Raw genomic sequence first — 21825 nt, forward strand, 5'->3', positions numbered from 1 at the left:
TCACCTCATTTCCAATATAGTCTTGGTCAAAATAGGATATGTGTGTGATAAATAAATGGAAACATGTACAAGTTGATTTGATAATAATGATTTAAATGTCTAGATAAGGGGATGGAGTATGATTGAATTGGAAATTAGAGTGGAGCGTCTTAGGGAAGCAAAAACAGGGAATATTGTATCATTATCTTCTTATATTGGGTGGGATTATAACAGAGAAGAAATTGAGACTATTTTTAACGCAGGGAATGTATACGGTGTTTGGAATGAGAGAGAGGAACTAATTGCTAGCGCGGCAATAATATTATATGGGGAGAAATTAGCGTCTATCGGAATGGTGATTGTACATCCAGATTATAAGGGGAGAGGGATTGGAAAGATAATAACGGAAGCGTGCGTTAAAAGCGTATCAGCTCATACCCCAATTATGCTTATTGCTACGGATGAAGGGAAACCTTTATATGAAAAGTTAGGATTTAGGGCAGTAAGTTATGTTTCTAAATACATATGTAACTCATACAATGCGAAAGATTATTGTGTAAGAAATGAAGATTATGTGATGAATTATGAAGAGGGTGATTTAGAAAAAATAATAAAAATAGATGAATATGCGTTTGGAACAAATAGAAAAGAGTTTTTAAAGAAAAGAATTATGCAAAGTGAACAGTGTATCGTTGTAAGGGACAAGGAACAAAATGTATTAGGTTACGGTTTAAGCATACAAACACCAGAAAATAAGATAATAGGGCCGGTTGTTGCTAAAAATGATGAGATGGCAATGAGAATTGTACATGATTTAGCAAGAGGGCATAATGGAAAATTAAGAATGGATGTACCAGAAGGAAAGAACGATTTCATGAAAGAATTAGAGGTTGCTGGTTTTAAAAAAGTGAATACACCACCAATTATGATGAAAAATAGTAATCGGTTATTAAAAAGAAATAGTGAACTATATAGTATTGCAGCGCAAATTTTTGGATAAAAAAGAATCCTTTTAAATGAAGGATTCTTTTTTGAGCCAATTTAATCACGATATTGGTCATGAGTTGGCTGAAAGAGGTCTTCCTCGATATCTCGCACCATAGAAAAATGATCAACGTTATAATGACCGTGTAAAGTTTTATTGTGATGACCAATAATTTGTTCTGCAGACAATACGTTAGAATCAGTTGTTGAATGACCGTTTTTAATTAATGTAACGTCAAATCCTTGTACAGTTGCTGTCCTAACGGCAGTGTCAATGCAATGTTCTGTTTTACATCCGCCTATAACAATATGATTAATGTTTTCTTCTTTTAAAAGTTCAAGTAAAGAAGTACCGTAGAATGAATTGGTTGCTGCTTTATTAATAAAGATTGCAGACTGGGGTACTTGAATTTGATTATGTACTTCAAATCCTTCGCCACTACCAGAAGCAACATCGATATCTCTTACGAAAACAATAAGAGCATTTGAATCTATTGCTTTCTGGAGGGCTATATTTAGTGTAGATAATAGCTCGGTTTTACGAAAAACTTCATTTTCTTGCTCATTTCCATCAATTAATTCTTGCTGAGCGTCGATAATTAATAGTGCTTGTTTCATCGTGTCTCCCCTTTAATATGAAATAAGTTCCACTGTACATATTCCTTCAGATTGTTAGAAAATCCTCCATTGTAAGAGAAGTAGAAGATTGATTTACAAAGTTGTCAAAGAAATTTCATTCTCATAGCGTGTAAAAACATGTATGATAGGAGATGGAGAATTTTTGAGTAGGTGGGAATAACATGCAAACAGTAGAAGATTATCTTTCATTCTTACATACGAAAGGATTTAAATTATCAGAGGAAGCACAAGGGTTTATTATGTTTGGACAAGGATATACTGGTGCGTCTGATGGGATTGTGAACGCAGCAATAGAAGCGACAATTAAACATCAATTGCAGTTTGATGGTAGTTATTTCGTTGCGTTATTAGAACGATTGAAAGAGGAAGAAATTACAGATAAAAAAAGCGCTAAGGCTTTTATGCGGAAGTTACAAGCGTAACTTCACGCAGCCTGCGCTTCTTTTTTTGTTTTGGAAGGTAATTCAACAAAAATCATGCCTAGAAAAATACATAGACATCCGATAATAGCAGAAATAGAAAGTTGTTCATTTGCAACGAGAACGCCTGTTAATGCAGCAAAAACGGGCTCCATTGCGAAAATAATTGCTACTCTCGTTGGAGAAGTGTGTTTTTGTGCCGATGTTTGAATGAAAAAAGCAATAGATGTTGCAAACAGGGCAGTTAGAAAGAGTGCGAATAAAAAGGATTGATTCGTCCATAGTGATACTGAAAATAACTTTTCCCAATCTTCAAACAAGAAAGCGCAAATAGAAGAAAATATACCAACAGCTAATACTTGAGATGTGCTTAATAATAAAGGTGATATTTTTTTAGAAAAGAAGCCGTTAATAAGAATATGGGCAGCGAAAGCGACTGCACAACCGAGAACAAGTATATCTCCTATATTTAATTGGAAAGAATTAGCAGCTGTTAATAAGTACAAACCTGTTGTAGCTACAGCAATACCAAGTACGATGAAAATGGTGGCTTTTTGTTTTAAAAAGATAAAGGATAAGATTGGGACCATAACAATGCTTAGCCCAGTTAAGAAACCTGCTTTTGAAGAAGTTGTATAGAGTAAGCCAAATGTTTGTAATAAATAGCCGACAAATAAGAAGAACCCAACTATTAATCCAGCTAAACTACTATGTTTTAATTCTTGTTTTGAAGTTTTCTGTGAGAAAATAATTTGAACGAATAATAAAATAATTCCAGCGAATAAAAAACGAATACCATTAAACGTAAATGGACCAACGAAAGACATAGCGTTTTGAACGACAACAAACGTAGCTCCCCAAATAAAAGAGACAAATAATAAAGCAAGAGGAGCAATCCACTCTTTTTTCACACTCATACCCCCGTTAATTTTGTAAGATAGCTTTTCTAGCTAATTCATCAGCTACTTTATTTTGACTACTTGGAATCCACTTAATAAAAAAGAGATCGAAGTTTTTTATGTACTGTAGTGCTTCATCTAAAAGAGGTGCAAATATTTTATTTTTTGCGTATTCCTTTTCAAGAGCTCGCTCAACAAGCTGCGAATCTGTACGAAAAGAGACAGTGCTATAATTATGCTCAATGCAATATTTTAATGCTAGAAGTAAAGCGCGGTATTCTGCTTCATGATTGGACATTGTTCCAAGTGGTACTGATAATTGTACAGGCGGCTGAACGCCTTTAATAAACACTCCTGCACCAGAAGGACCAGGATTTCCTTTTGATGCACCATCAATATATATTTCAATCAAAATGAGAAACCTCCAAATTATAAGATTATCCCCTACTTAAATATTTTTTTGAAGTAGGGGATAGAGTAGTTATCCGATTGTGATGCTGTAACGACATGTAAATGTTTCATTCGCTTGTAAAGATTGAATTCCCTTTTTGTCCTTGAAATCTTTTGCTGGATTTACTTCATCAGCGATTCCATACCAAGGTTCAATACATAAGAAAGGTGCGTTATCCCCTGGTGTCCATACGCCGACAAATGGAAATTCATCAAATTCTACTTTTACAAATTTATTATGTTTATGAGAACGAATCGAAATTTCATTTGTATTCATATGTTCAAAAATAAGTGCATCATTTTTGAATAAATCGTATGTAAGTGGCAATTCAGTCGTATTTTCAGCGATTAATTGCTTTTTGTTTGAAAGATAAGGTCCTTCTAATACGCTTGTTTCTAAGCGTTCCGAACCATTAAACGATAAGTGATAATCTGTAAATGATTCACCGTCCAATAAAGGGAAGTTGAATCCAGGATGTGCGCCGATTGAGAAGAACATTTCTTTAGAAGTAGGATTGTTTACTTCATATGTTACATGAACACTTTGTCCATCTAGCTCATAAGAAACGAGTAATTCGAATTCGTATGGGTATTTTTTTAATGTTTCTTCATTACTAGTAACGATATAAGTGATCTTTGTTTCGCTTTGTTCTTTCACAGAGAAAGTAAGATCACGAGCGAAACCGTGTTGTGTTAATGAATATGGTTTACCGTCTACGTAGTATGTATTATCTACTAATCGACCAACAATTGGGAACAAAATTGGTGCACGGCGTCCCCAATAAGTAGAATCACCTTGCCATAAATATTCTATGTTGTCTTCTTTTAAGCGAACGCTCTGTAATTCTGCACCTTTGTCAGAAATGGAAACGATCACTTTTTCATTTTGAATTGTTGCTGTCATGAAGTGAAACCTCCTAAATTTTTCATATGTTTCATTATACGTTGTCTAAAAGGAAAAAGGTAGTTTATGATAGGAAATCTATTGACGAAAGAGGGGCTACCACGTAAAATATAATCTTGTTGCTTAAAAAACGAATAACGTGGTTCGAAACCATCCCACGTAAAAAAACTAAGGAGATTTTGTCATGAATATTAGAACATTAGTCGGTAATGGTATTTTAGCGGCATTATATATTGCTGTTTCTATGCTTATTCAGCCATTTGGCTTTACGAATGTACAGTTTCGTATTTCAGAGATGTTTAATCATCTCGTTGTATTTAACAAGAAAGCAATTTACGGAATTGTATTAGGTGTATTTTTAACGAATCTCTTTTTCTCACCTATGATCGCTTATGATTTAGTATTTGGAGTAGGGCAATCTATTCTTGCATTAGTTGCAACGATTATTTCTATGCGATTTATTAAAGGTGTTTGGGCTCGTATGATTTTTAATACAGTTATCTTTACGATTACAATGTTTATGATTGCAATTGAACTTCATCTTGCATTTGACCTACCATTTATGTGGACTTGGTTAACATGTGCAGCAGGTGAATTCGTAGTAATGGCGATCGGTATGCCTGTAATGTACTGGATTAATAAGCGAGTACAATTTGAAAGATTTATGTAATAGATGAAAGAGCTATTCCTTATATAGGATGGCTCTTTTTGTATGTGATTATATTGAATATAATACTGTGACTCTTGATAAAATATAATAAAATAAAGTGAGGCTTCAATTAGCCGGATAAATAAGAAGTCTTACATAAGGGGAATGTAGTATGAAATATAAAATTCATTGGTTGTATAAAACGAAGCGCGGATTGCAGACGGAATTAACGACAGAGTATATGAACATAGAAGAAGTACTTCAATTTGCAGAGGATTTTGAGAAAACAGGAAGAGTAAAAGAAATTTCATTTTATGATGAAATGGACGCAGAATGGTCATTAAAAGAGATGAAAAAGTTAAGTAAGCAAGTAGAGGAAGATCCCCAAGAAATACTCGTTTATTTTGATGGGGGATATGATGTGCAAACGAAAGAAGCTGGCGTTGGTATATGTGTGTATTATAAAAAAGGAAATACAAACTACCGGATTCGCCGCAATGCATATATAGAAGGTATATATGATAATAATGAAGCGGAATATGCATCGTTACTATACGGTATGAATATACTCGAGGAATTAGGGGTTAAGTATGAAGCAGTCACACTTCACGGTGATTCTCAAGTTGTACTGCAGCAATTAGCCGGAGAATGGCCTTGTTATGATGAGCATTTAAACCATTATTTAGATCAAATTGAACAAAAGGCGAAGCAAATGAAATTAAAACTTATATGTGAACCAATATCTAGAAAACAAAATAAAGAAGCACATCAATTAGCTACGCAAGCATTGGAAGGAACAGTTATTGATAGTCATAAAGAAATAACTGAATAGAGAGGTGCAAAGGTGGATAAAAAGCAACTCATTACAGAGGTAAATGACTTATTAGAAACGTATTGTGAAGGATGTTTCTTGCGAGAACATAATCGAAAGACAAATAGTAAATATTATGCCCATTCATTTTGTATACGGCAATGTACAGTTGGAGAAACATTGAAAAAGTATGGAGAACAGTTGTCATGAAAAAACATCCAGAGAAAATTCTCTGGATGTTTTTTAGTGTCTTGCTTCGTTTAGTTGATGCTCACATTTATTTAATTTCTTTTCCTCATTCATTAAAAATGGCTCATCTAAATCAGTTGCAACTGATTTCATAATTTCAAGCTGAGAGCGAGCTGCTTCTACAGCAGTAGTAGCATGCTCTAATGTATCTGGATCCATTGAAATTGTTGCTGATCCTACCATTTTTTGTGCTGTTTCTACACGGAATTTCACTTCTTCAAAATCATTTACTTCTGATCCCATTAATAATTCCTCCTTTGTATAGTGCGCATTTCACATAGTTTTTGCTCTGTAAAACGGAAATATACAAAGGAATAACAAAGGAGGTTACCAAGTAAGGCAACCTCCTGTTATATGTTGGATTAAAGTTTTACTACGTTAGCAGCTTGAGGTCCGCGGTTACCTTCAGTAATGTCGAAAGATACTTCTTGACCTTCTTCTAAAGCTTTGTAGCCGTCTCCTTGAATAGCAGAGAAATGTACGAATACATCGTCAGCGCCTTCCATTTCGATAAATCCAAAACCTTTTTCGTTGTTAAACCATTTTACTTTTCCTTGCATGTTACAATTCCTCCTAAAAGCGTTTACTATTTTCATTTAGTGAAATTCATTAAAAAAATAATATAAACTAAAAATGCTATATTCTTGAATATTCTGCTAAATGATTAATTTAAATATACACGAATTGGGAGAATTTAGTCAAGTAAGCGATTTTATTTTTTTGTATTTTTAAATAATTTTCCAGTCAAATTTTTAAATAGGTATAGGACAGGCCTTGTACGTAATATTCTTAATTGAATGCTATACATAATGAGGTGAAAGAATGAATAAGTCTTACTTATTAGATAATGAAGGAATGAGAACGAGAACCGACATACCGGATTGGGTTGCAAAAGAATTTGAGATTTTTTCAAATGTTGTGTTAGAACCAACTTTTCCATGTTATTTCGGTTTAACAGCTTTGAAAAAGAATGAACTTCGTTATTCATTTCTTTCTCATAATGATTGGAGTCATTTGCCGCATACAATGTTATCTTTTTTAGACTTAATGAAAGAGAGACCGATTGTAAGAAGGGGCTTTTTCCTTTTTGTAGAACCGGAATGTGAAGAACGATCACTCGAATATTACCGTGATTCTTTTTGGAAAGTGTTACAGTATTTACATGAAAACGATAATCAAGCATGGCCAAAGCAAATTCCTGAAGACCCAGACCATTATTTATGGGAATTTTCATTTGGTGGTGAGCCAATATTCGCATTTGGAAATGCGCCAGCTTATAAACAACGAAAAACTAGACATTTAGGGAATTCTCTCGTTATTGGGTTTCAGCCACGCACTATTTTTGATGGATTAGAGGGAGATCGTCCTAAAGGAGCATATTCAAGACAAATGGTCCGTGAGCGAGTTGAAAAGTGGGATCAATTGCCGAAACATCCTAACATTAGTCATTATGGTGACCCAGAGCATCGTGAATGGAAACAATATTTCATAGGAGACGATGTAGAGCCAATAAAAGGGAAATGTCCTTTTCTTCATAGGATAGAAAAGTAAGAGCCATCATCTAGATGGCTCTTTTGTATATTTTGGATAAAAAAGGGTATTTTATTATGAAAGCTAGTCTATTTTTTAAAATTACATCATTAACTAGTAGTAAAGAGAGTAGAAAGGATAGAGCGATGATTGGAGCAATTATACAGCAAATCGTATTAGGTATATCATTAGCTGCGCCAGTAGGGCCGATTAATATTGAAATGTTAAAACGAGGAATTGAACGTGGTTTTTGGCACGCTTGGGTTGTTGGAATTGGTGGAATGACTGCAGATGTTTTATTTATGCTTCTCATTTATTTCGGTTTATCTTCTGTGTTTATGTATACATATGTACAAGCCTTCATGTATTGCACGGGTTTTTTCTTGTTATTTTATTTAGGATTTCAAAGTGTAAAACAAGGAATTTTCGAATCGAATATGGAATATAAAAAAGAAGAGGTAGGTGGCCTTAAGCAATCGTTTATGGCAGGATTTTTAATTGCGATATCCAATCCATTAAATCTTGTTTTTTGGTTTGGTATATACGGAAGTACACTTAGCTCATTACTTACGAAGGTAACGAAACAAGAAGCTTTTTTGTACAGTCTTTGCATTATTGTTGGTATTATTTTATGGAATTTAAATATTGCTTTTTCTGTACATTTTGGAAGAACTTTATTAAAACCAAAAGCGCTTGGCTACATAACAGCCGGAGCAGGTATTATTTTAGTAGGTTACTCTATACATTTTGCATACAAAGCTTTACAGTTGTTCACATAAGATTGAAGGGGAGATTTTTATGTATCGAACCACTATTGACGGAAAAGAAATTATAATTACGTTAGCGCCAAAAATCCGAAAAGAAATTACTGATAGAAATCCACTATATGAAGCGGTATTTCATAATGCTGCAAGATTGTTACAAACAAAGCAACCGACGTTTGCAGTAAATCATGAAATATTTGGGCTCATTATTGGAGAAGTGCAAAGAGGAGAAGTAACAGTGTTTGCAGTGGAACATATTATTCCGAAGCAAAATATATTTGGATCAAACAATTTTTTCTCGGCAATAGAACAGCAGGCAAATTTGTAAAGTGAATAGAATAAGAATAGAAAAGAAATAGTCGTAACGATATGTTGCGGCTGTTTTTTTGGAAAAGGGGGAAATAAGATGAAGAAAGTGGGGAAAGAGTTCTTTTTACAACATGATATTGTTATTATGTATAGCATTCTATTTATTTTCATTATTATTTTAAAAATGCAATTTTTTACTTGGTTTGGCATGTTAGCATGTATGTTTGGGATTGTTTTCTATACGCTTAATGAATATATGACACATCGTTTTTTATTCCATATAAAGCCACCTAAAAACAAATTTCTATTAAAAATGTTAAGAAGATTGCATTATGATCACCACGTATATCCAGATGATTTAAAACTTTTGTTTTTACCTGTATGGTTTAGTATACCTAGTTTTACTATATATTTACTTATAGCATATGGTATTACAAAAAGTGTTACTATTGCACTTTCATTTGGAATCGGAATGATTATCATGCTGCTCGTTTATGAATGGAAACATTATATTGCTCATAGACCGATTCGTCCCGTCACTAAGTTTGGAAGATGGCTAAAAAAACAACATATATTACACCATTATAAAAACGAAAAGTTTTGGTTTGGTGTTTCAAATCCAGTATTCGATTTTATATTTGGAACACTTAAAGACGGAAAAGATGTTGAGTTAAGCGAAACGGCTCGTAATTTAGAAAAGGAAAAAAAGACAAAAGTAGTGCGTTAAGCACTGCTTTTGTCTTAATGAGGATAAATAAGTAAGGTGTCACTTTATTTTGAAAAAGTATATTAAAAATTTAGGGGAAATTGCCGAAAAATGTCTATCAAAAAATCTTTGCATGAATGCATGGATTGTCTAAAATGAATATAAGTTTCTGAATATTTATAAAATTTAGTCTTTAGGTATGCAAGGGGGAAGTGTATTTTAAGTAAGAGAGGGGATCGGTTAATGAAACGAGACGATACGTCAGCACGTAAGTTGCAAAATGAGGTGAATTATACAGAGGTCGTTCAGTCGGAAGAATTTCAATTGTTATTAAATACGAAAAAGAAGTTTATCATTCCAATGAGTATTTTCTTTTTTAGTTTTTTTATCGCATTACCTATTCTAACATCGTATTCAAAGGTGCTTAATACACCTGCATTTGGAGACGTTACATGGGCGTGGGTATTTGCTTTTTCCCAATTTATTATGACATGGGCACTATGTATGATTTATAGCAAAAAAGCAGAATCATTTGATGAAATCTCCCGAAAAATTTTGCAAGATATGCAAAAAGGGAGGGGCTGAACTTGAATACTACTGCATTTGCACTATTTTTAATTATTGTTCTTGGTACGCTCGTCATAACCTATTTTGCATCGAAAAAAACGAAAAATGCGAGTGAATTTTATACGGCTGGAGGGGGATTAACTGGTTGGCAAAATGGTCTGGCCATTGCTGGAGATTACATGTCTGCTGCTTCATTTCTCGGTATAGCTGGAGCAATCGCATTAACTGGGTTTGATGGATTCTTTTATAGTATCGGTTTTTTAGTTGCTTATTTAGTTGTACTATATCTTGTTGCAGAACCGCTTAGAAATTTAGGAAAGTACACTTTGGCGGATATGATTGCAGCACGCTTTGACGCGAAAAAAGTTCGCGGAGTTGCAGCTCTTAATACGATGACGATTTCTATCTTTTATATGATTGCACAATTAGTTGGCGCGGGTGCACTTATTAAATTATTATTAGGGATTGAATATACGACATCTGTATTAATCGTTGGAACACTTATGACGGTGTATGTTATTTTTGGTGGTATGACAGCAACGAGCTGGGTACAAATTGTAAAGGCTGTATTACTTATGGCCGGTACGTTTATTATTTCTGTTATCGTTTTCGCAAAATTCAACTTCAGCGTGACTGAAATGTTTGCCCAAATGAAAACAGCTACACCATTAAAAGATTCATTTTTAAATCCAGGTGTAAAGTATAAGGATGGCCTTGATACACTTTCTTTAAATTTAGGACTAGTACTTGGTACAGCTGGATTACCACATATACTTGTCCGCTTTTTTACAGTACGTGATGCAAAAACTGCACGTCAATCTGTCGTATATGCGACATGGTTAATTGGTGCATTTTATATTATGACGATTTTCTTAGGATTTGGTGCGGCAGCGTTTGTAGGAAATGAAGCGATTATTAAAGCGAACCCAGCGGGTAATATGGCAGCACCTTTATTAGCCAAAGCGTTAGGTGGAGACTTCTTATTTGCTTTCGTATCAGCAATTGCTTTTGCAACAATTTTGGCTGTAGTGGCAGGTCTCGTATTAACGGCAGCATCAGCATTCGCTCATGATTTTTATAATGAGATTATTCGCAAAGGGAAATCAACGGAAAAAGAGCAAGTATCTATGGCTCGTTATGCATCTATTGGGGTAGCGATATTATCTATCATACTTGCATTATTTGCCCAAACATTAAACGTAGCATTTTTAGTATCATTAGCATTTGCAGTTGCAGCGAGTGCAAATCTACCAGTGATTTTATTTACAATATATTGGAAGCGTTTTAATACAACGGGTGCTATTTCCGGTATGATTGTAGGGCTCGTATCAGCAATTGTTCTCGTAGCGTTGAGTCCGAATGTTTGGAACCCTGTAGCTGGAAAAGCTATTTTTGTTGGGGAAGCGATATTCCCATATACGACACCAGGAATTATTTCAATTCCGCTCGGATTTCTTGCAGCATATTTAGGAACTGTTTTATCTAGTAAGAAAGAAGATGCAGCGAAATTTGATGAAATTCTTGTGAAATCTAATACTGGTCAAGGTATTAGTGATGCGTCTTCACATTAAATAAAAGAGGAGCTTTTCGATAGATAAGAAAAGCTCTTTTTTCTTTTGTCATTTTCTTGTAAATATTACTGATTTGTAAGTAGGATTTGTCTTAATTTTGTGGAATGAAAATAGCAGGGAGAAATTTAAGTCATCATGGCACCAGCGCAGCTTTTGTGAAAAATAAGTTGTTATGGAAGGTGGAAGTAATGATGAAAACGAAGCAAACTGATGAATTATTAGCAAAAGATGAGCAATATGTTTGGCACGGAATGCGTCCCTTTAGTCCAAATAGTACAATGGTAGGGGCAAAAGCTGAAGGGTGCTGGGTTGAAGATATACAAGGAAAAAGATATTTAGATGGTATGAGTGGTCTTTGGTGTGTGAATAGTGGATATGGAAGAACGGAGCTCGCAGAAGCGGCTTATAAGCAATTACAAACATTATCATACTTTCCAATGTCACAATCTCATGAACCAGCTATAAAGCTTGCTGAAAAGTTAAATGAGTGGCTTGGGGGAGAGTATGTTATTTTCTTCTCAAATAGTGGTTCAGAAGCGAACGAAACAGCTTTTAAAATAGCAAGGCAATACTATGCGCAAAAAGGTGAACCACATCGTTATAAATTTATGTCACGTTATCGTGGGTATCACGGGAATACAATGGCGACAATGGCAGCGACGGGACAAGCGCAGCGTAGATATCAATATGAGCCGTTTGCTTCAGGCTTTTTACACGTAACACCACCGGATTGTTACCGTATGCCTGAAATTGAAGGGCAGCATATTTATGATGTAGAATGTGTGAAAGAAGTCGATCGTGTTATGACGTGGGAATTAAGTGAAACAATTGCTGCGTTTATTATGGAACCTATTATTACAGGCGGGGGCATATTAATGCCACCACAAGACTATATGAAAGCTGTTCATGAGACATGTCAAAAACACGGTGCCTTGCTTATAAGTGATGAAGTGATTTGCGGCTTCGGTCGTACAGGAAAAGCATTCGGATTTATGAATTATGATGTGAAGCCAGATATTATTACAATGGCAAAAGGCATTACGAGCGCATATTTACCATTATCTGCAACAGCTGTGAAAAAAGAAATATATGAAGCATTTAAAGGGAAGGGAGAGTATGAATTCTTCCGACATATTAATACATTTGGTGGAAATCCAGCAGCTTGTGCATTAGCCCTTAAAAACTTAGAGATTATGGAAAATGAAAATTTAATTGAGCGATCTGCGCAAATGGGTTCCCTTTTATTAGAGCAACTAAAAGATGAAATTGGGGAACATCCGCTTGTTGGGGATATTAGAGGAAAAGGTCTATTAGTTGGAATTGAATTAGTAAATGATAAAGAGACGAAAGAGCCAATTGATAACGACAAAATCGCAAGTGTCATAAATGCTTGTAAAGAAAAAGGGCTTATTATAGGACGAAACGGTATGACGACAGCAGGATATAATAACGTCTTAACATTAGCACCACCGCTTATTATTTCAAGTGAAGAAATTGCCTTTGTTGTTGGAACGTTGAAGACGGCGATGGAACGTATTTAATGAATCGAGCGAGCTGTAATATACAGCTCGCTTTTGTTTATTATGTGAAATATGATAAATTTTTCAAAGGGAGGGGAATTATTATGAAGAAATATGATCCTAATCAACATTATCACATCGGATATTATGAAGATGGATATGATTTAGAAGTGACAGCGTACAAAAGAATACATGAACCAGTTTGGGATGCTTATATTCCGCACTATGAGGTGGACGATTTTTATAAGAAAGTGGAGGAAATGAAACTGGGTGAATATATAGATGATTATGGTATTAAGGTGTATTCATTTAGTAATGATATCAATGATGAAGAAGCACGAACTATTTTTGAAAAATGGTTAAAAACGAATGGAATTGTTTAAAGATAAAATGAAAAAGGAGATTGCTATCTTATAAAATAGCAATCTCCTTTTATTATAGTAAACTTATTTACTTGCTTTCATTGCTTTATCTTTTGCACCAAACGTGTATTTTAACATTGGTGGTGTAATCATTGTAGTTAAAATAACGACAATAACGATTGCTGTAAAGTAATCTTGTGCCAATAGACCTGAAGAAAGTCCTGTTCCTGCAATGATAAGTGCAACTTCACCACGAGAAACCATACCAGAACCGATAATTGCAGAAGACTTAGCATCAAATCCAGTCATGCGTGCACCAACACCACAACCAATTAGTTTCGTTAATACAGCGATTACTGTTAATGCTAAGATGAACCAAATTTGATTGCCAATACCGTCAAATGTAATATTCATACCGATACTAACGAAGAATACCGGAACGAACATAGCGTAAGCAATTGGTTCTACTTTCTTTTCTACTTCATGTTTGTAGTTTGTTTGAGAAATTGCAATACCAGCAGCGAAAGCACCGATAATACCAGCAATTCCTAATAGTTCGCCGAAATATGCGAATGAGAAACAGATGATAAGAGCTGCGCTCACGATAGACTCAGATACGCGCAGTGGTGACAACCAACGCATAATTGCTGGAACACCTTTCCATCCGATTAAAATAATAGAAGCGAAGAATACTACTTTCTTCAAGATAACCATTGTTAAGTTAACATCATCAGTGCCTAAGAAGCTCATTGCGAATGCTAATAAAATAACAACAAGAATATCATCAAATACAGCGGCTCCAAGCATCGTCGTACTTTCACGTGTTTTCATTTTACCTAAATCACGAAGTGTTTGTACGGAAATACTAACACTTGTCGCACATAGAAGTAATCCTAAGAATACAGCGTTTCCTTGTTCCATTCCCATAACAAGGCCAGAAACGTAACCACCTACGAATGGAAGAATAATACCTCCGAGTGCAACTGCTAAAGAAGAATTACGATTGGCGTTTAATTCTTCTAAGTCTGTTTCAAGTCCAGCCATAAACATTAGAAGAATAACCCCGACATTACTTAATTGAGTTAGAAGCTCTGAATTTTCAATCCAACCTAATACAGCTGGACCGATAACGATACCGACAATTAATTTACCTAGTACAGAAGGTTGACCTAATCTAACACTAAGATCACCAGCAAGCTTTGTACTTAATAAAATAAGTGCAATTTGAAAGAAAAATTCGAATTCCATCTGATCCTCTCCTCATCATTTTTAGTTTTATCATACGATTTCTCGGAATTTGCCTAATGAAAATATGTAAAACCCATTAAACAAAAGGGTCTGATTACAAGTTCTTTTGAACTTGTAATTTGAACCTGTAATTAATATATAATACATTTTGCAAAAAATCAATGAAAAAATGGGAGCTTTTTTAGAGAGAGACGGTGTTATTAGAGGTATACATATAAGAATAGTGTGTGAATTTTTATATGTATGAAATAGTATGAAGTCCTTTTTCATTACAAATAATAAAGCCTAAATGCTATTTCACGAATTATAAATGTGAAAAGGAGGTTTTATCATTTGAATTCATTAAAAAATAACTTGTCTATTGTTGCTTTAGGTGGAGTAAATGAAATAGGAAAAAATATGTATGCTATCCAATATGAAAATGATATTGTCGTCATTGATTGTGGATCTAAATTTCCAGATGAAAGTTTATTAGGGATTGATTTAATAATTCCAGACGTCACATATTTGCAAGAAAATAAAGAAAAAATTCACGGTTTAGTAGTAACGCACGGGCATGAGGACCATATTGGCGGAATACCATATTTTTTAAAACAACTAAATGTACCAATCTATGCAACAAAGTTAACGTTAGGTTTAATTGAAATTAAATTAAAGGAACACAATCTTCAAAATGATACGGAATTAATCGTTATTCATTCAGAATCAGAAATTGATTGTGGTTCTATTAAGGCAACCTTTTTTAAAACGAACCACAGTATTCCGGATTGTCTCGGTATTGTTTTTCATACACCAGAAGGTACTGTAGTACATACAGGTGATTTTAAATTTGATTTAACACCAGTAAATAATCAACATCCTGATATTCATAAAATGGCTAAAATAGGAAGTGAAGGTGTACTAGCTTTATTATCTGAAAGCACAAATGCAGAACGCCCAGGTTTTACTCCATCAGAAAGGTCAGTAGGAGAACGGGTAGAGGAAATATTTATGAAAGCAAATAGAAAAGTAATTATTTCTACATTTGCTTCTAATGTGAATCGTGTTCAGCAAATAGTTGAAGCTTGCATAAAAACAAATCGAAAATTGGCTTTGCTCGGGAGAAGTATGGTAAATGTAGTAGAAGTTGCTCTAGAGAAAGGGTATTTACATATTCCAGAAGGTATGTTAATTGAAGCAAATGAGGTAAATCGTTTAGATCCAAAGCAGGTTGCGATACTTTGTACAGGAAGTCAAGGAGAACCGATGGCAGCTTTAGCGCGTTTAGCGAGTGGAAACTATAGACAAGTTGATGTTTTACCAGAAGATACGGTTATTATAGCTGCGACTCCGATTCCAGGAAATGAACGTAACGTTTCAAGAATTATAGATAATCTATTTGCTTTAGGAGCAAAAGTAATTTATGGATCAGGTAGTTCTACTGGAGTCCATGTATCTGGTCATGCGTATCAAGAAGAATTGAAATTAATGCTCACTTTAATGAAACCTAAATATTTTATCCCAATTCATGGAGAGTTTAGAATGCTACATCACCATAGTTTGTTAGCAGAATCAATTGGTATTGAAAAGGAAAATATCTTTATCGTACGTAATGGAGATGTTGTAGATATTAGTAATGAAGTGGCAATTCAATCTAGAAGAATACAGGCAGGAAATATATATGTAGATGGATTAGGAATTGGAGATGTTGGAAATGCATTATTACGTGATCGTAAACAACTTTCAGAAGATGGAATGCTCGTTATAGTTATTACTTTTAATAAAGTGGATGGAGAAATAATTTCAGGTCCTGATATTATTTCTCGTGGATTTGTCTATGTTCGTGATTCAGAAGAATTTTTAAGAGAATTAAATAAATTAGCTGTTATTACAATTAATAATTTAAAGAAAGAGAATGTGAATAGCTGGGGTATTTTGAAAAGGGAGGTAAGAGAAGCGTTAGGGAAGTATATATATACAAATACAAAACGAAAGCCGATGATTCTTCCTATAATAATAGAGGTTTAATAGTAAAAAAAGAATTCTCGTATGGGAATTCTTTTTTGTTTTGAAGACAAAATGAACATATAATGAAATAAATAGAAATGGAAGGAAATAAAAGATGTTATTAAATAAACGTTTTACAATTGGAGAAATGGCAAAAATGCATAATATCGCAGAATCTACATTAAGGTATTATGATGAAAAAGGAATTTTTCATCCGTCCATTGTTGATCCTCAAACGAATTATCGTTATTATACAATCGATCAATTTTCACTATTAGATACGATTAAGTTTTTACGCCAATTAAACATTCCATTAAAGGAAATTAAAAAATATATTGATGAAAGAAATCCAGCATACGCACTCAATTTACTGGAAAAACAACAAGAGATGATGCTGAAGAAACAAAGAGAAATTGAGTATGCTTTAGCGAAAATGGAGCATAGAATTCATTTAATTAAGGAAGCAACAAAAGCAAAAGCTGAACAAATGGTAATAAAAGAGATCCCGCAGCGAAAAATAACAGCTATTGCGGTTGCCCCGAATACGACGGATGATATGTTTGAGTACTACATTCATTCGTTGCAAAAAAATATGAGGCAAATGGATGATAGCTTATTTTCTGGAGATATTGGTGTAACTGTTGCGAAAAAAGGGTTAATGCAAAATGAGTTTCAAGCATATAGCAGTGTATTTATTCTTTTGGATTATATGCCTTTTGAAGTACAGAGTTCAGATGAAATTAAAGAAGGTATGTTTGCCTGTGTATATCATCATGGGCCATATGAAGAAACTGATGAAACATATAAGAAGCTAATGAAATATATTGATCAAGAAGGATACGAAATAAGTGGAGATGCAATTGAGATTGCATTAATTGATTGGTCTGTAACAGAAGATCCTGAGGAGCAAGTAACAGAAATTCAAATTCCTATAATGAAAAAACAAAGCAATAAGTTATAGGACTCGTATAATTACAAATGAGCATCAAACGCGATAATTAAGTCACCTATTTTTTAATTCTCTATTGACCTTAAAGTTACTTGAAGGTTTAAACTAAGAAAAGAGAGTTGAAAAAAGGAGCATATTAGAGTATGGAAGCAACAGAAAAATTAAGAGAAAAACCAATTAAAAGCTTATTTATTTCTTATTTAATACCAGCAGTTCTTGGAATGGTATTAATGTCAGTGAATATTGTAATTGACGCGGTTATGATTAGTAGAGGAGTTGGGGCGAACGGTTTAGCAGGAGTGAACGTGGCTATTCCAGCCTTTTCGATTTTCTTTTCTATTTCATTATGGATCGGAATGGGCGGGGCAACGTTATACTCCATTGCATTAGGTGAAAATAAACGAGAAAGAGCAAGGTCTATTTTTACTCAATCAATGACGGTAGCAGTTGTTATCGTAGGGATTTTAGCAGCGATTTGCTTATGGAGAATAGAAGATTTAGCATACTTATTTGGTGCAAACGAAGTGATTCTACCATATGCGTTAGACTATTTACACGTATTATTAACATTTGGAATGATATACGTTTTAGAAAATATTTTAAGTACATTTATACGAAATGATGGAAATCCTAATTTAGCAATGGCTGGTCTTGTTGTAACGGCTGTATTAAATATAGTGTTTGACTATATCTTTATTTTTATCTTTGGATGGGGCGTAACAGGTGCTGCCTCAGCGACTATTCTTTCGGCAGCGATTGGTTTCCTTGTATTATTAACCCATTTCTTTAGAAAAAGTAGTATTTTAAAGTGGACGAAATTTCATTTTGAATGGGATACTGTCAAACAAATTATGGTGATTGGTTTCCCAAGTTTTACAGCAGAAAGTACGGTTGCAATCGTAACGATTGGTTTTAATATCGCATTTGTCCAATATGCAGGAGAAGTAGGAGTAGCTTCCTATGCGATGGTGAATAGTATTCATGCAATGACATTACTATTATTCTTTGGTGTTGGAGCAGCATTACAGCCAATTGCTAGTTTCCATTACGGGGCAAATTTATCAGAGAGACTTCGTGAAGGATTGAAGTTTGCTGTGAAAATTGCAGTTGTCCTTGGAGGCGTTGCGATAATTGTCGGATTATTCTTCGGGAAATATATCATTGGTTTATTTGATGTTCAATCTCCAGAATTATTGGAGTTAACCTTAACAGGTATTAGTTTATTCTTTATCCAATACGTATTTTTAGGTTATAACATTGTGTATGGAGAGTACTTCCAATCAGTGCGACAAACGAAGAAATCAGTACTTATTATAATGAGCCGAGGATTACTATTTATTATTCCATTGTTATGGATTATGCCGAAACTATTTGGTATAAATGGAATTTGGCTCGTTATGCCAGTTGCAGAAGTAATGACAGCGATTATCGTATTTACGATGAATCGTATGAAACATCCTGTTCCATTAAATATGGCAGGAGAGAAAGAAGCGATATGATAAAACATCCCCTTAAGCAATTAAGGGGATTTTCTTATTCCTTTAAACTAATAGCAAAAGATCCATCCGTTTCTTGAACAGAAGCAAAGGCAACATTTTTAATATTTGTAATTCCTTTTTCTTTTAATTCTTTATATAACCATTTTTCATCTTTATGTATTAACTTTAAGTTATCATATTGAATTTGTGAATCGACGATAAGTGCAATTGGTAATCCAGCATACTTAACATCTATGTTTAAATCTTTTGGAGTTAATGGTACAAGTTCTCTTTTTGGTAAAATACTAATAGCGCCGTTCGCTTCTAAAATAGCGTATTCAATTTCATGAACACTTGGATATCCTGCAACGCGAAGATTAGAAAGCAGTTCTGCAATGGGGTATCTACTTTTTTGTAAGTTCTCAAAAATAATATCACCATGTTTAATTAAAATGATAGGGTGTCCGAGAATAAAACGATTTAGTTTGTTGAATAGGCTTAATTTTGTAAGGAGTAAATGTAAACATGTGATAACAACCATACCGAGAAATGCTTGTAAAGCACCAGAGACGGGTATGGCCTGGAAAGCTAAATAAGATAAAAAAATTATAGCCCCAAAATCATGAGGAGTTAGTTGCGCTAACGCGGATTTACCGAGTAACTTAAGCGATAGCAAAAATAAGATGAAAAAGAACGACACGTTACATAAAAAGAGAAGCAATAGAGACACTCCTTCGTGTAAAGTTGTACTTACTATTCCCGAAAGTAATATAAATATTACCTTTCAGAGGATAAATTAGGGTTTATTGGAATTTGTCTGTATACAAACAAATAAATGGATATTATCATGAAGGAAGTAAAAGAAAATAGGAGTATATGAATATGAGAAAGAAGAAAATAATGAAGGGCATTTTAGTTGTTATAATGATTTGCGCCGTGTATGCGGGGTTTTTACAATATCACATTTATAAGCATGGGCATATGAATGCAACATACGATGCTGATTACATAATTGTACTAGGATCGAAAGTAAATGGGACGAAACCATCTTATTCATTGCAATATCGTATTGATAAAGCAGCTGAATATTTAAAATCACATGAGAAAACAATCGCTATCGTATCTGGAGGACAAGGAAAAGGCGAAGACATTTCAGAAGCATTAGCAATGAAACAAGGACTAATAAAACAAAATATCGCAGAAGACCGCATTATAATGGAGGACAAATCTACGAGTACAGATGAGAATATTACATTCTCAAAACCGTTAATTCCAGCCGATATGAAAAAAGGTATGATCGTAACAAACGATTTTCACATGTTTAGAGCGAAAAAAATAGCGGCCAAACAAGGTTTACAATTAGAAGGTCTTCCGGCAAAAACACCGAAACCAATCATCATTCCATCGAATGTACGAGAATATTTAGCAATTACACAGTATTGGTTTATGAATCGAATATAGTGAAAGTGATCCCGTCTGAAACTCAGGCGGGATTTAGTTTGAGGAAAATCTTACAAATATGTCACGTTCGTGAAAGGTAAAGCGATAGTTTCTAGAATGATTTCCTGACATAATGAAGGTAACAAAAACTATTTAGAGGTGAATCGGATGAAAGGAAATAATATTTTATCTTCGTTATGTTACTTTAGTATCTTTTTTGCACCATTTTTACTACCAATTATCGTGTACTTTGTTGCAGAAGATGAAGTGAAGTATCACGCGAAAAAAGCATTTTGGTCACATGTTTTCCCATACGCAATCTTATTTGGAGGACTAGCAGTATCAGGCATGTACGGTTTAGGTTTCAATCAATCTGACGGTGCTGGAATTGGAATGGCTATCACATATGCAGTGTTCATTCTTGTAGGAATTTACTACTTCATTTGGAATATCGTAAAAGGTATTAAAGTTTTGAAAACGGCGTAATAAGATAATTATAATTTCATTTACCGTATCGATAAACGTTTTAAAAAAGGGCAATTCAAAAAGAATTGCTCTTTTTGTGCTTATAAGTTGTGAAAATTGAAAAAGATATGTTAATTTTTCATTATGAAGAGAAAAAAGGAGTGATTTTCATGAATGAGATCATACATAAGATGGAGCAACATGTTTCAGTTCGTAAATATAAAGAAGAATCAATTCCGAAAGATGTAGTAGAAAAGATGGTGCATGCTGCGCAACATGCAGCTTCATCACATTTTGTACAGGCGTATTCTGTTATATATGTAACAGATCAGGAATTAAAGGCTAAACTAGCAGAGCTATCCGGAAATCGCCATGTGAAGGACTGTGCAGCATTTTTTGTTTGTTGTGCAGATTTAAAACGACTTGAAATTGCATGTGAAAAACATAGTACAGAGATAAAGCATGAGGGAGTAGAAGACTTTATCGTTGCGACGGTAGATGCTTCACTTTTTGCGCAAAACTTAGCACTAGCAGCAGAATCGTTAGGATACGGTATTTGTTATATTGGTGGTATTCGTAATAATCCGAGAGAAGTGAGTGAACTGCTTCATTTACCGGATAAAGTATATCCTGTATTCGGAATGACAGTCGGTGTACCAGATGAAGAACATGGAGTTAAACCACGTTTACCAGTAGCAGCAGTTCTTCATGAAAATGGATATGATGAACAAAAATATGATGAATTACTAAACGAATATGATGAAACGATGAACGCGTATTATAAAGAAAGATCATCAAACAAGAAAAACGTAACATGGACGGAATCAATGAGTTCGTTTATGTCTAAAGAAAAAAGAATGCATATGAAAGAGTTTTTAAGTGAAAAAGGATTAAATAAGAAGTGAGTAAAGAGGCAAACCTGTGATGCGGGTTTGCCTTTTTGAGAA

27 protein-coding genes and 1 riboswitch are annotated in these 21825 nt (G+C 34.2%); of the genes, 19 read left to right on the forward strand and 8 right to left on the reverse strand.

Annotated features, from left to right (window positions below; genetic code table 11):
* Positions 1–118: 118 nt before the first annotated feature.
* A complete protein-coding gene (locus tag HMPREF2590_RS17385) occupies positions 119–979 on the forward strand; it encodes a GNAT family N-acetyltransferase (protein ID WP_000571012.1) in 861 nt (286 codons plus the stop codon).
* A 41-nt stretch (positions 980–1020) separates the two neighbouring features.
* On the opposite strand, the gene HMPREF2590_RS17390 is transcribed toward HMPREF2590_RS17385, so the two are convergent.
* Positions 1021–1581: a cysteine hydrolase family protein gene (locus HMPREF2590_RS17390; RefSeq protein WP_000806320.1), complete on the reverse strand. Its 561-nt coding sequence runs from the start codon at positions 1579–1581 to the stop codon at positions 1021–1023.
* A 182-nt stretch (positions 1582–1763) separates the two neighbouring features.
* Here HMPREF2590_RS17390 and HMPREF2590_RS17395 point away from each other — a divergent pair, with 182 nt between their 5' ends.
* Positions 1764–2024 (forward strand): DUF6123 family protein, encoded by a 261-nt coding sequence (locus HMPREF2590_RS17395; RefSeq protein WP_001195212.1) that lies wholly within the window; start codon positions 1764–1766, stop codon positions 2022–2024.
* A 2-nt stretch (positions 2025–2026) separates the two neighbouring features.
* On the opposite strand, the gene HMPREF2590_RS17400 is transcribed toward HMPREF2590_RS17395, so the two are convergent.
* The 3 genes from HMPREF2590_RS17400 to HMPREF2590_RS17410 form a co-directional block, all read right to left on the reverse strand.
* The gene (locus HMPREF2590_RS17400) at positions 2027–2932 is read right to left on the reverse strand and encodes a DMT family transporter (RefSeq protein WP_000712603.1); all 906 of its coding nucleotides are present in this window, start codon (positions 2930–2932) and stop codon (positions 2027–2029) included.
* A 13-nt stretch (positions 2933–2945) separates the two neighbouring features.
* Positions 2946–3332, reverse strand: coding sequence for a reverse transcriptase-like protein (locus tag HMPREF2590_RS17405; RefSeq protein ID WP_070861479.1), 387 nt, complete (start codon positions 3330–3332; stop codon positions 2946–2948).
* 69 nt (positions 3333–3401) lie between these two features.
* The gene (locus HMPREF2590_RS17410) at positions 3402–4274 is read right to left on the reverse strand and encodes an aldose 1-epimerase family protein (RefSeq protein ID WP_000127395.1); all 873 of its coding nucleotides are present in this window, start codon (positions 4272–4274) and stop codon (positions 3402–3404) included.
* A gap of 133 nt (positions 4275–4407) precedes the next feature.
* Positions 4408–4452, forward strand: a riboswitch (PreQ1 riboswitch).
* 6 nt (positions 4453–4458) lie between these two features.
* Between HMPREF2590_RS17410 and HMPREF2590_RS17415 the strand changes: the two genes are divergently transcribed.
* The 3 genes from HMPREF2590_RS17415 to HMPREF2590_RS17425 all read left to right on the forward strand — a co-directional run bounded on the left by HMPREF2590_RS17415 (position 4459) and on the right by HMPREF2590_RS17425 (position 5944).
* Positions 4459–4944, forward strand: a complete 486-nt coding sequence (locus tag HMPREF2590_RS17415) for a QueT transporter family protein (protein WP_001026471.1) — start codon at positions 4459–4461, stop codon at positions 4942–4944.
* Positions 4945–5095: 151 nt separating this feature from the next.
* Positions 5096–5755, forward strand: a complete 660-nt coding sequence (locus HMPREF2590_RS17420; RefSeq protein WP_000875555.1) for a ribonuclease H family protein — start codon at positions 5096–5098, stop codon at positions 5753–5755.
* A 12-nt stretch (positions 5756–5767) separates the two neighbouring features.
* Complete coding sequence (locus tag HMPREF2590_RS17425; protein ID WP_000358801.1) at positions 5768–5944, forward strand: zinc-finger domain-containing protein; 177 nt, start codon at positions 5768–5770, stop codon at positions 5942–5944.
* Positions 5945–5977: 33 nt separating this feature from the next.
* On the opposite strand, the gene HMPREF2590_RS17430 is transcribed toward HMPREF2590_RS17425, so the two are convergent.
* Both HMPREF2590_RS17430 and cspB read right to left on the reverse strand, forming a co-directional pair.
* The gene (locus HMPREF2590_RS17430; RefSeq protein WP_000534392.1) at positions 5978–6226 is read right to left on the reverse strand and encodes a DUF2564 family protein; all 249 of its coding nucleotides are present in this window, start codon (positions 6224–6226) and stop codon (positions 5978–5980) included.
* A 119-nt stretch (positions 6227–6345) separates the two neighbouring features.
* A complete protein-coding gene (gene cspB, locus HMPREF2590_RS17435; RefSeq protein WP_001161731.1) occupies positions 6346–6543 on the reverse strand; it encodes a cold shock-like protein CspB in 198 nt (65 codons plus the stop codon).
* Positions 6544–6805: 262 nt separating this feature from the next.
* On the opposite strand from cspB, the gene HMPREF2590_RS17440 reads away from it, so the two are divergent.
* The 8 genes from HMPREF2590_RS17440 to HMPREF2590_RS17475 all read left to right on the forward strand — a co-directional run bounded on the left by HMPREF2590_RS17440 (position 6806) and on the right by HMPREF2590_RS17475 (position 13333).
* A complete protein-coding gene (locus HMPREF2590_RS17440; RefSeq protein ID WP_001043762.1) occupies positions 6806–7534 on the forward strand; it encodes a YqcI/YcgG family protein in 729 nt (242 codons plus the stop codon).
* Positions 7535–7548: 14 nt separating this feature from the next.
* Positions 7549–8292: a LysE family transporter gene (locus HMPREF2590_RS17445; protein WP_001196839.1), complete on the forward strand. Its 744-nt coding sequence runs from the start codon at positions 7549–7551 to the stop codon at positions 8290–8292.
* Positions 8293–8311: 19 nt separating this feature from the next.
* Complete coding sequence (locus HMPREF2590_RS17450; protein WP_000286362.1) at positions 8312–8605, forward strand: hypothetical protein; 294 nt, start codon at positions 8312–8314, stop codon at positions 8603–8605.
* Positions 8606–8683: 78 nt separating this feature from the next.
* Positions 8684–9313, forward strand: a complete 630-nt coding sequence (locus HMPREF2590_RS17455; protein ID WP_000755394.1) for a sterol desaturase family protein — start codon at positions 8684–8686, stop codon at positions 9311–9313.
* A 222-nt stretch (positions 9314–9535) separates the two neighbouring features.
* A complete protein-coding gene (locus HMPREF2590_RS17460; protein WP_000817366.1) occupies positions 9536–9877 on the forward strand; it encodes a DUF485 domain-containing protein in 342 nt (113 codons plus the stop codon).
* A gap of 2 nt (positions 9878–9879) precedes the next feature.
* Entirely contained in the window at positions 9880–11430 is a 1551-nt protein-coding gene (locus HMPREF2590_RS17465; protein ID WP_001098236.1) for a solute symporter family protein, read from the forward strand.
* Positions 11431–11621: 191 nt separating this feature from the next.
* Entirely contained in the window at positions 11622–12971 is a 1350-nt protein-coding gene (locus tag HMPREF2590_RS17470) for an aspartate aminotransferase family protein (protein ID WP_000850982.1), read from the forward strand.
* Positions 12971–13333 carry a DUF3986 family protein gene (locus HMPREF2590_RS17475; protein ID WP_165852336.1) on the forward strand — a complete coding sequence of 121 codons (363 nt, stop codon included), beginning with the start codon at positions 12971–12973 and terminating at the stop codon, positions 13331–13333. Before HMPREF2590_RS17470 ends, HMPREF2590_RS17475 begins: the two co-directional genes overlap by 1 nt.
* A 63-nt stretch (positions 13334–13396) precedes the next feature.
* On the opposite strand, the gene HMPREF2590_RS17480 is transcribed toward HMPREF2590_RS17475, so the two are convergent.
* Positions 13397–14560: a cation:proton antiporter gene (locus HMPREF2590_RS17480; RefSeq protein ID WP_000393905.1), complete on the reverse strand. Its 1164-nt coding sequence runs from the start codon at positions 14558–14560 to the stop codon at positions 13397–13399.
* Between the two features lie 333 nt (positions 14561–14893).
* Between HMPREF2590_RS17480 and HMPREF2590_RS17485 the strand changes: the two genes are divergently transcribed.
* The 3 genes from HMPREF2590_RS17485 (at position 14894) to HMPREF2590_RS17495 (ending at position 18994) form a co-directional block, all read left to right on the forward strand.
* Positions 14894–16567 (forward strand): ribonuclease J, encoded by a 1674-nt coding sequence (locus HMPREF2590_RS17485; RefSeq protein WP_001086698.1) that lies wholly within the window; start codon positions 14894–14896, stop codon positions 16565–16567.
* Between the two features lie 94 nt (positions 16568–16661).
* Complete coding sequence (locus HMPREF2590_RS17490) at positions 16662–17507, forward strand: MerR family transcriptional regulator (RefSeq protein WP_000925910.1); 846 nt, start codon at positions 16662–16664, stop codon at positions 17505–17507.
* Positions 17508–17638: 131 nt separating this feature from the next.
* Entirely contained in the window at positions 17639–18994 is a 1356-nt protein-coding gene (locus tag HMPREF2590_RS17495) for an MATE family efflux transporter (RefSeq protein WP_000388390.1), read from the forward strand.
* A gap of 34 nt (positions 18995–19028) precedes the next feature.
* On the opposite strand, the gene HMPREF2590_RS17500 is transcribed toward HMPREF2590_RS17495, so the two are convergent.
* Positions 19029–19694: a DUF421 domain-containing protein gene (locus tag HMPREF2590_RS17500; RefSeq protein WP_000923922.1), complete on the reverse strand. Its 666-nt coding sequence runs from the start codon at positions 19692–19694 to the stop codon at positions 19029–19031.
* Positions 19695–19855: 161 nt separating this feature from the next.
* Here HMPREF2590_RS17500 and HMPREF2590_RS17505 point away from each other — a divergent pair, with 161 nt between their 5' ends.
* From HMPREF2590_RS17505 to nfsA, 3 genes are all read left to right on the forward strand, one after another.
* Positions 19856–20434 (forward strand): YdcF family protein, encoded by a 579-nt coding sequence (locus HMPREF2590_RS17505; protein ID WP_001227676.1) that lies wholly within the window; start codon positions 19856–19858, stop codon positions 20432–20434.
* A gap of 147 nt (positions 20435–20581) precedes the next feature.
* Complete coding sequence (locus tag HMPREF2590_RS17510; protein WP_000678055.1) at positions 20582–20899, forward strand: magnetosome magnetite crystal formation protein family; 318 nt, start codon at positions 20582–20584, stop codon at positions 20897–20899.
* Between the two features lie 149 nt (positions 20900–21048).
* The gene (gene nfsA, locus HMPREF2590_RS17515; RefSeq protein WP_001002392.1) at positions 21049–21783 is read left to right on the forward strand and encodes an oxygen-insensitive NADPH nitroreductase; all 735 of its coding nucleotides are present in this window, start codon (positions 21049–21051) and stop codon (positions 21781–21783) included.
* Positions 21784–21825 lie beyond the last annotated feature (42 nt).

The sequence above is a fragment of the Bacillus sp. HMSC036E02 genome (assembly GCF_001836235.1).
GTDB lineage: Bacteria > Bacillota > Bacilli > Bacillales > Bacillaceae_G > Bacillus_A > Bacillus_A cereus.

Bases quoted from the DNA above. Each gene is read 5' to 3' on its own strand.
- HMPREF2590_RS17385 (WP_000571012.1), top strand. From the start codon at position 119: ATGATTGAATTGGAAATTAGAGTGGAGCGTCTTAGGGAAGCAAAAACA.
- HMPREF2590_RS17390 (WP_000806320.1), bottom strand. From the start codon at position 1,581: ATGAAACAAGCACTATTAATTATCGACGCTCAGCAAGAATTAATTGAT.
- HMPREF2590_RS17395 (WP_001195212.1), top strand. From the start codon at position 1,764: ATGCAAACAGTAGAAGATTATCTTTCATTCTTACATACGAAAGGATTT.
- HMPREF2590_RS17410 (WP_000127395.1), bottom strand. From the start codon at position 4,274: ATGACAGCAACAATTCAAAATGAAAAAGTGATCGTTTCCATTTCTGAC.
- HMPREF2590_RS17415 (WP_001026471.1), top strand. From the start codon at position 4,459: ATGAATATTAGAACATTAGTCGGTAATGGTATTTTAGCGGCATTATAT.
- HMPREF2590_RS17420 (WP_000875555.1), top strand. From the start codon at position 5,096: ATGAAATATAAAATTCATTGGTTGTATAAAACGAAGCGCGGATTGCAG.
- HMPREF2590_RS17430 (WP_000534392.1), bottom strand. From the start codon at position 6,226: ATGGGATCAGAAGTAAATGATTTTGAAGAAGTGAAATTCCGTGTAGAA.
- cspB (WP_001161731.1), bottom strand. From the start codon at position 6,543: ATGCAAGGAAAAGTAAAATGGTTTAACAACGAAAAAGGTTTTGGATTT.
- HMPREF2590_RS17440 (WP_001043762.1), top strand. From the start codon at position 6,806: ATGAATAAGTCTTACTTATTAGATAATGAAGGAATGAGAACGAGAACC.
- HMPREF2590_RS17445 (WP_001196839.1), top strand. From the start codon at position 7,549: ATGGCTCTTTTGTATATTTTGGATAAAAAAGGGTATTTTATTATGAAA.
- HMPREF2590_RS17450 (WP_000286362.1), top strand. From the start codon at position 8,312: ATGTATCGAACCACTATTGACGGAAAAGAAATTATAATTACGTTAGCG.
- HMPREF2590_RS17455 (WP_000755394.1), top strand. From the start codon at position 8,684: ATGAAGAAAGTGGGGAAAGAGTTCTTTTTACAACATGATATTGTTATT.
- HMPREF2590_RS17460 (WP_000817366.1), top strand. From the start codon at position 9,536: ATGAAACGAGACGATACGTCAGCACGTAAGTTGCAAAATGAGGTGAAT.
- HMPREF2590_RS17470 (WP_000850982.1), top strand. From the start codon at position 11,622: ATGAAAACGAAGCAAACTGATGAATTATTAGCAAAAGATGAGCAATAT.
- HMPREF2590_RS17475 (WP_165852336.1), top strand. From the start codon at position 12,971: ATGAATCGAGCGAGCTGTAATATACAGCTCGCTTTTGTTTATTATGTG.
- HMPREF2590_RS17480 (WP_000393905.1), bottom strand. From the start codon at position 14,560: ATGGAATTCGAATTTTTCTTTCAAATTGCACTTATTTTATTAAGTACA.
- HMPREF2590_RS17490 (WP_000925910.1), top strand. From the start codon at position 16,662: ATGTTATTAAATAAACGTTTTACAATTGGAGAAATGGCAAAAATGCAT.
- HMPREF2590_RS17495 (WP_000388390.1), top strand. From the start codon at position 17,639: ATGGAAGCAACAGAAAAATTAAGAGAAAAACCAATTAAAAGCTTATTT.
- HMPREF2590_RS17505 (WP_001227676.1), top strand. From the start codon at position 19,856: ATGAGAAAGAAGAAAATAATGAAGGGCATTTTAGTTGTTATAATGATT.
- HMPREF2590_RS17510 (WP_000678055.1), top strand. From the start codon at position 20,582: ATGAAAGGAAATAATATTTTATCTTCGTTATGTTACTTTAGTATCTTT.
- nfsA (WP_001002392.1), top strand. From the start codon at position 21,049: ATGAATGAGATCATACATAAGATGGAGCAACATGTTTCAGTTCGTAAA.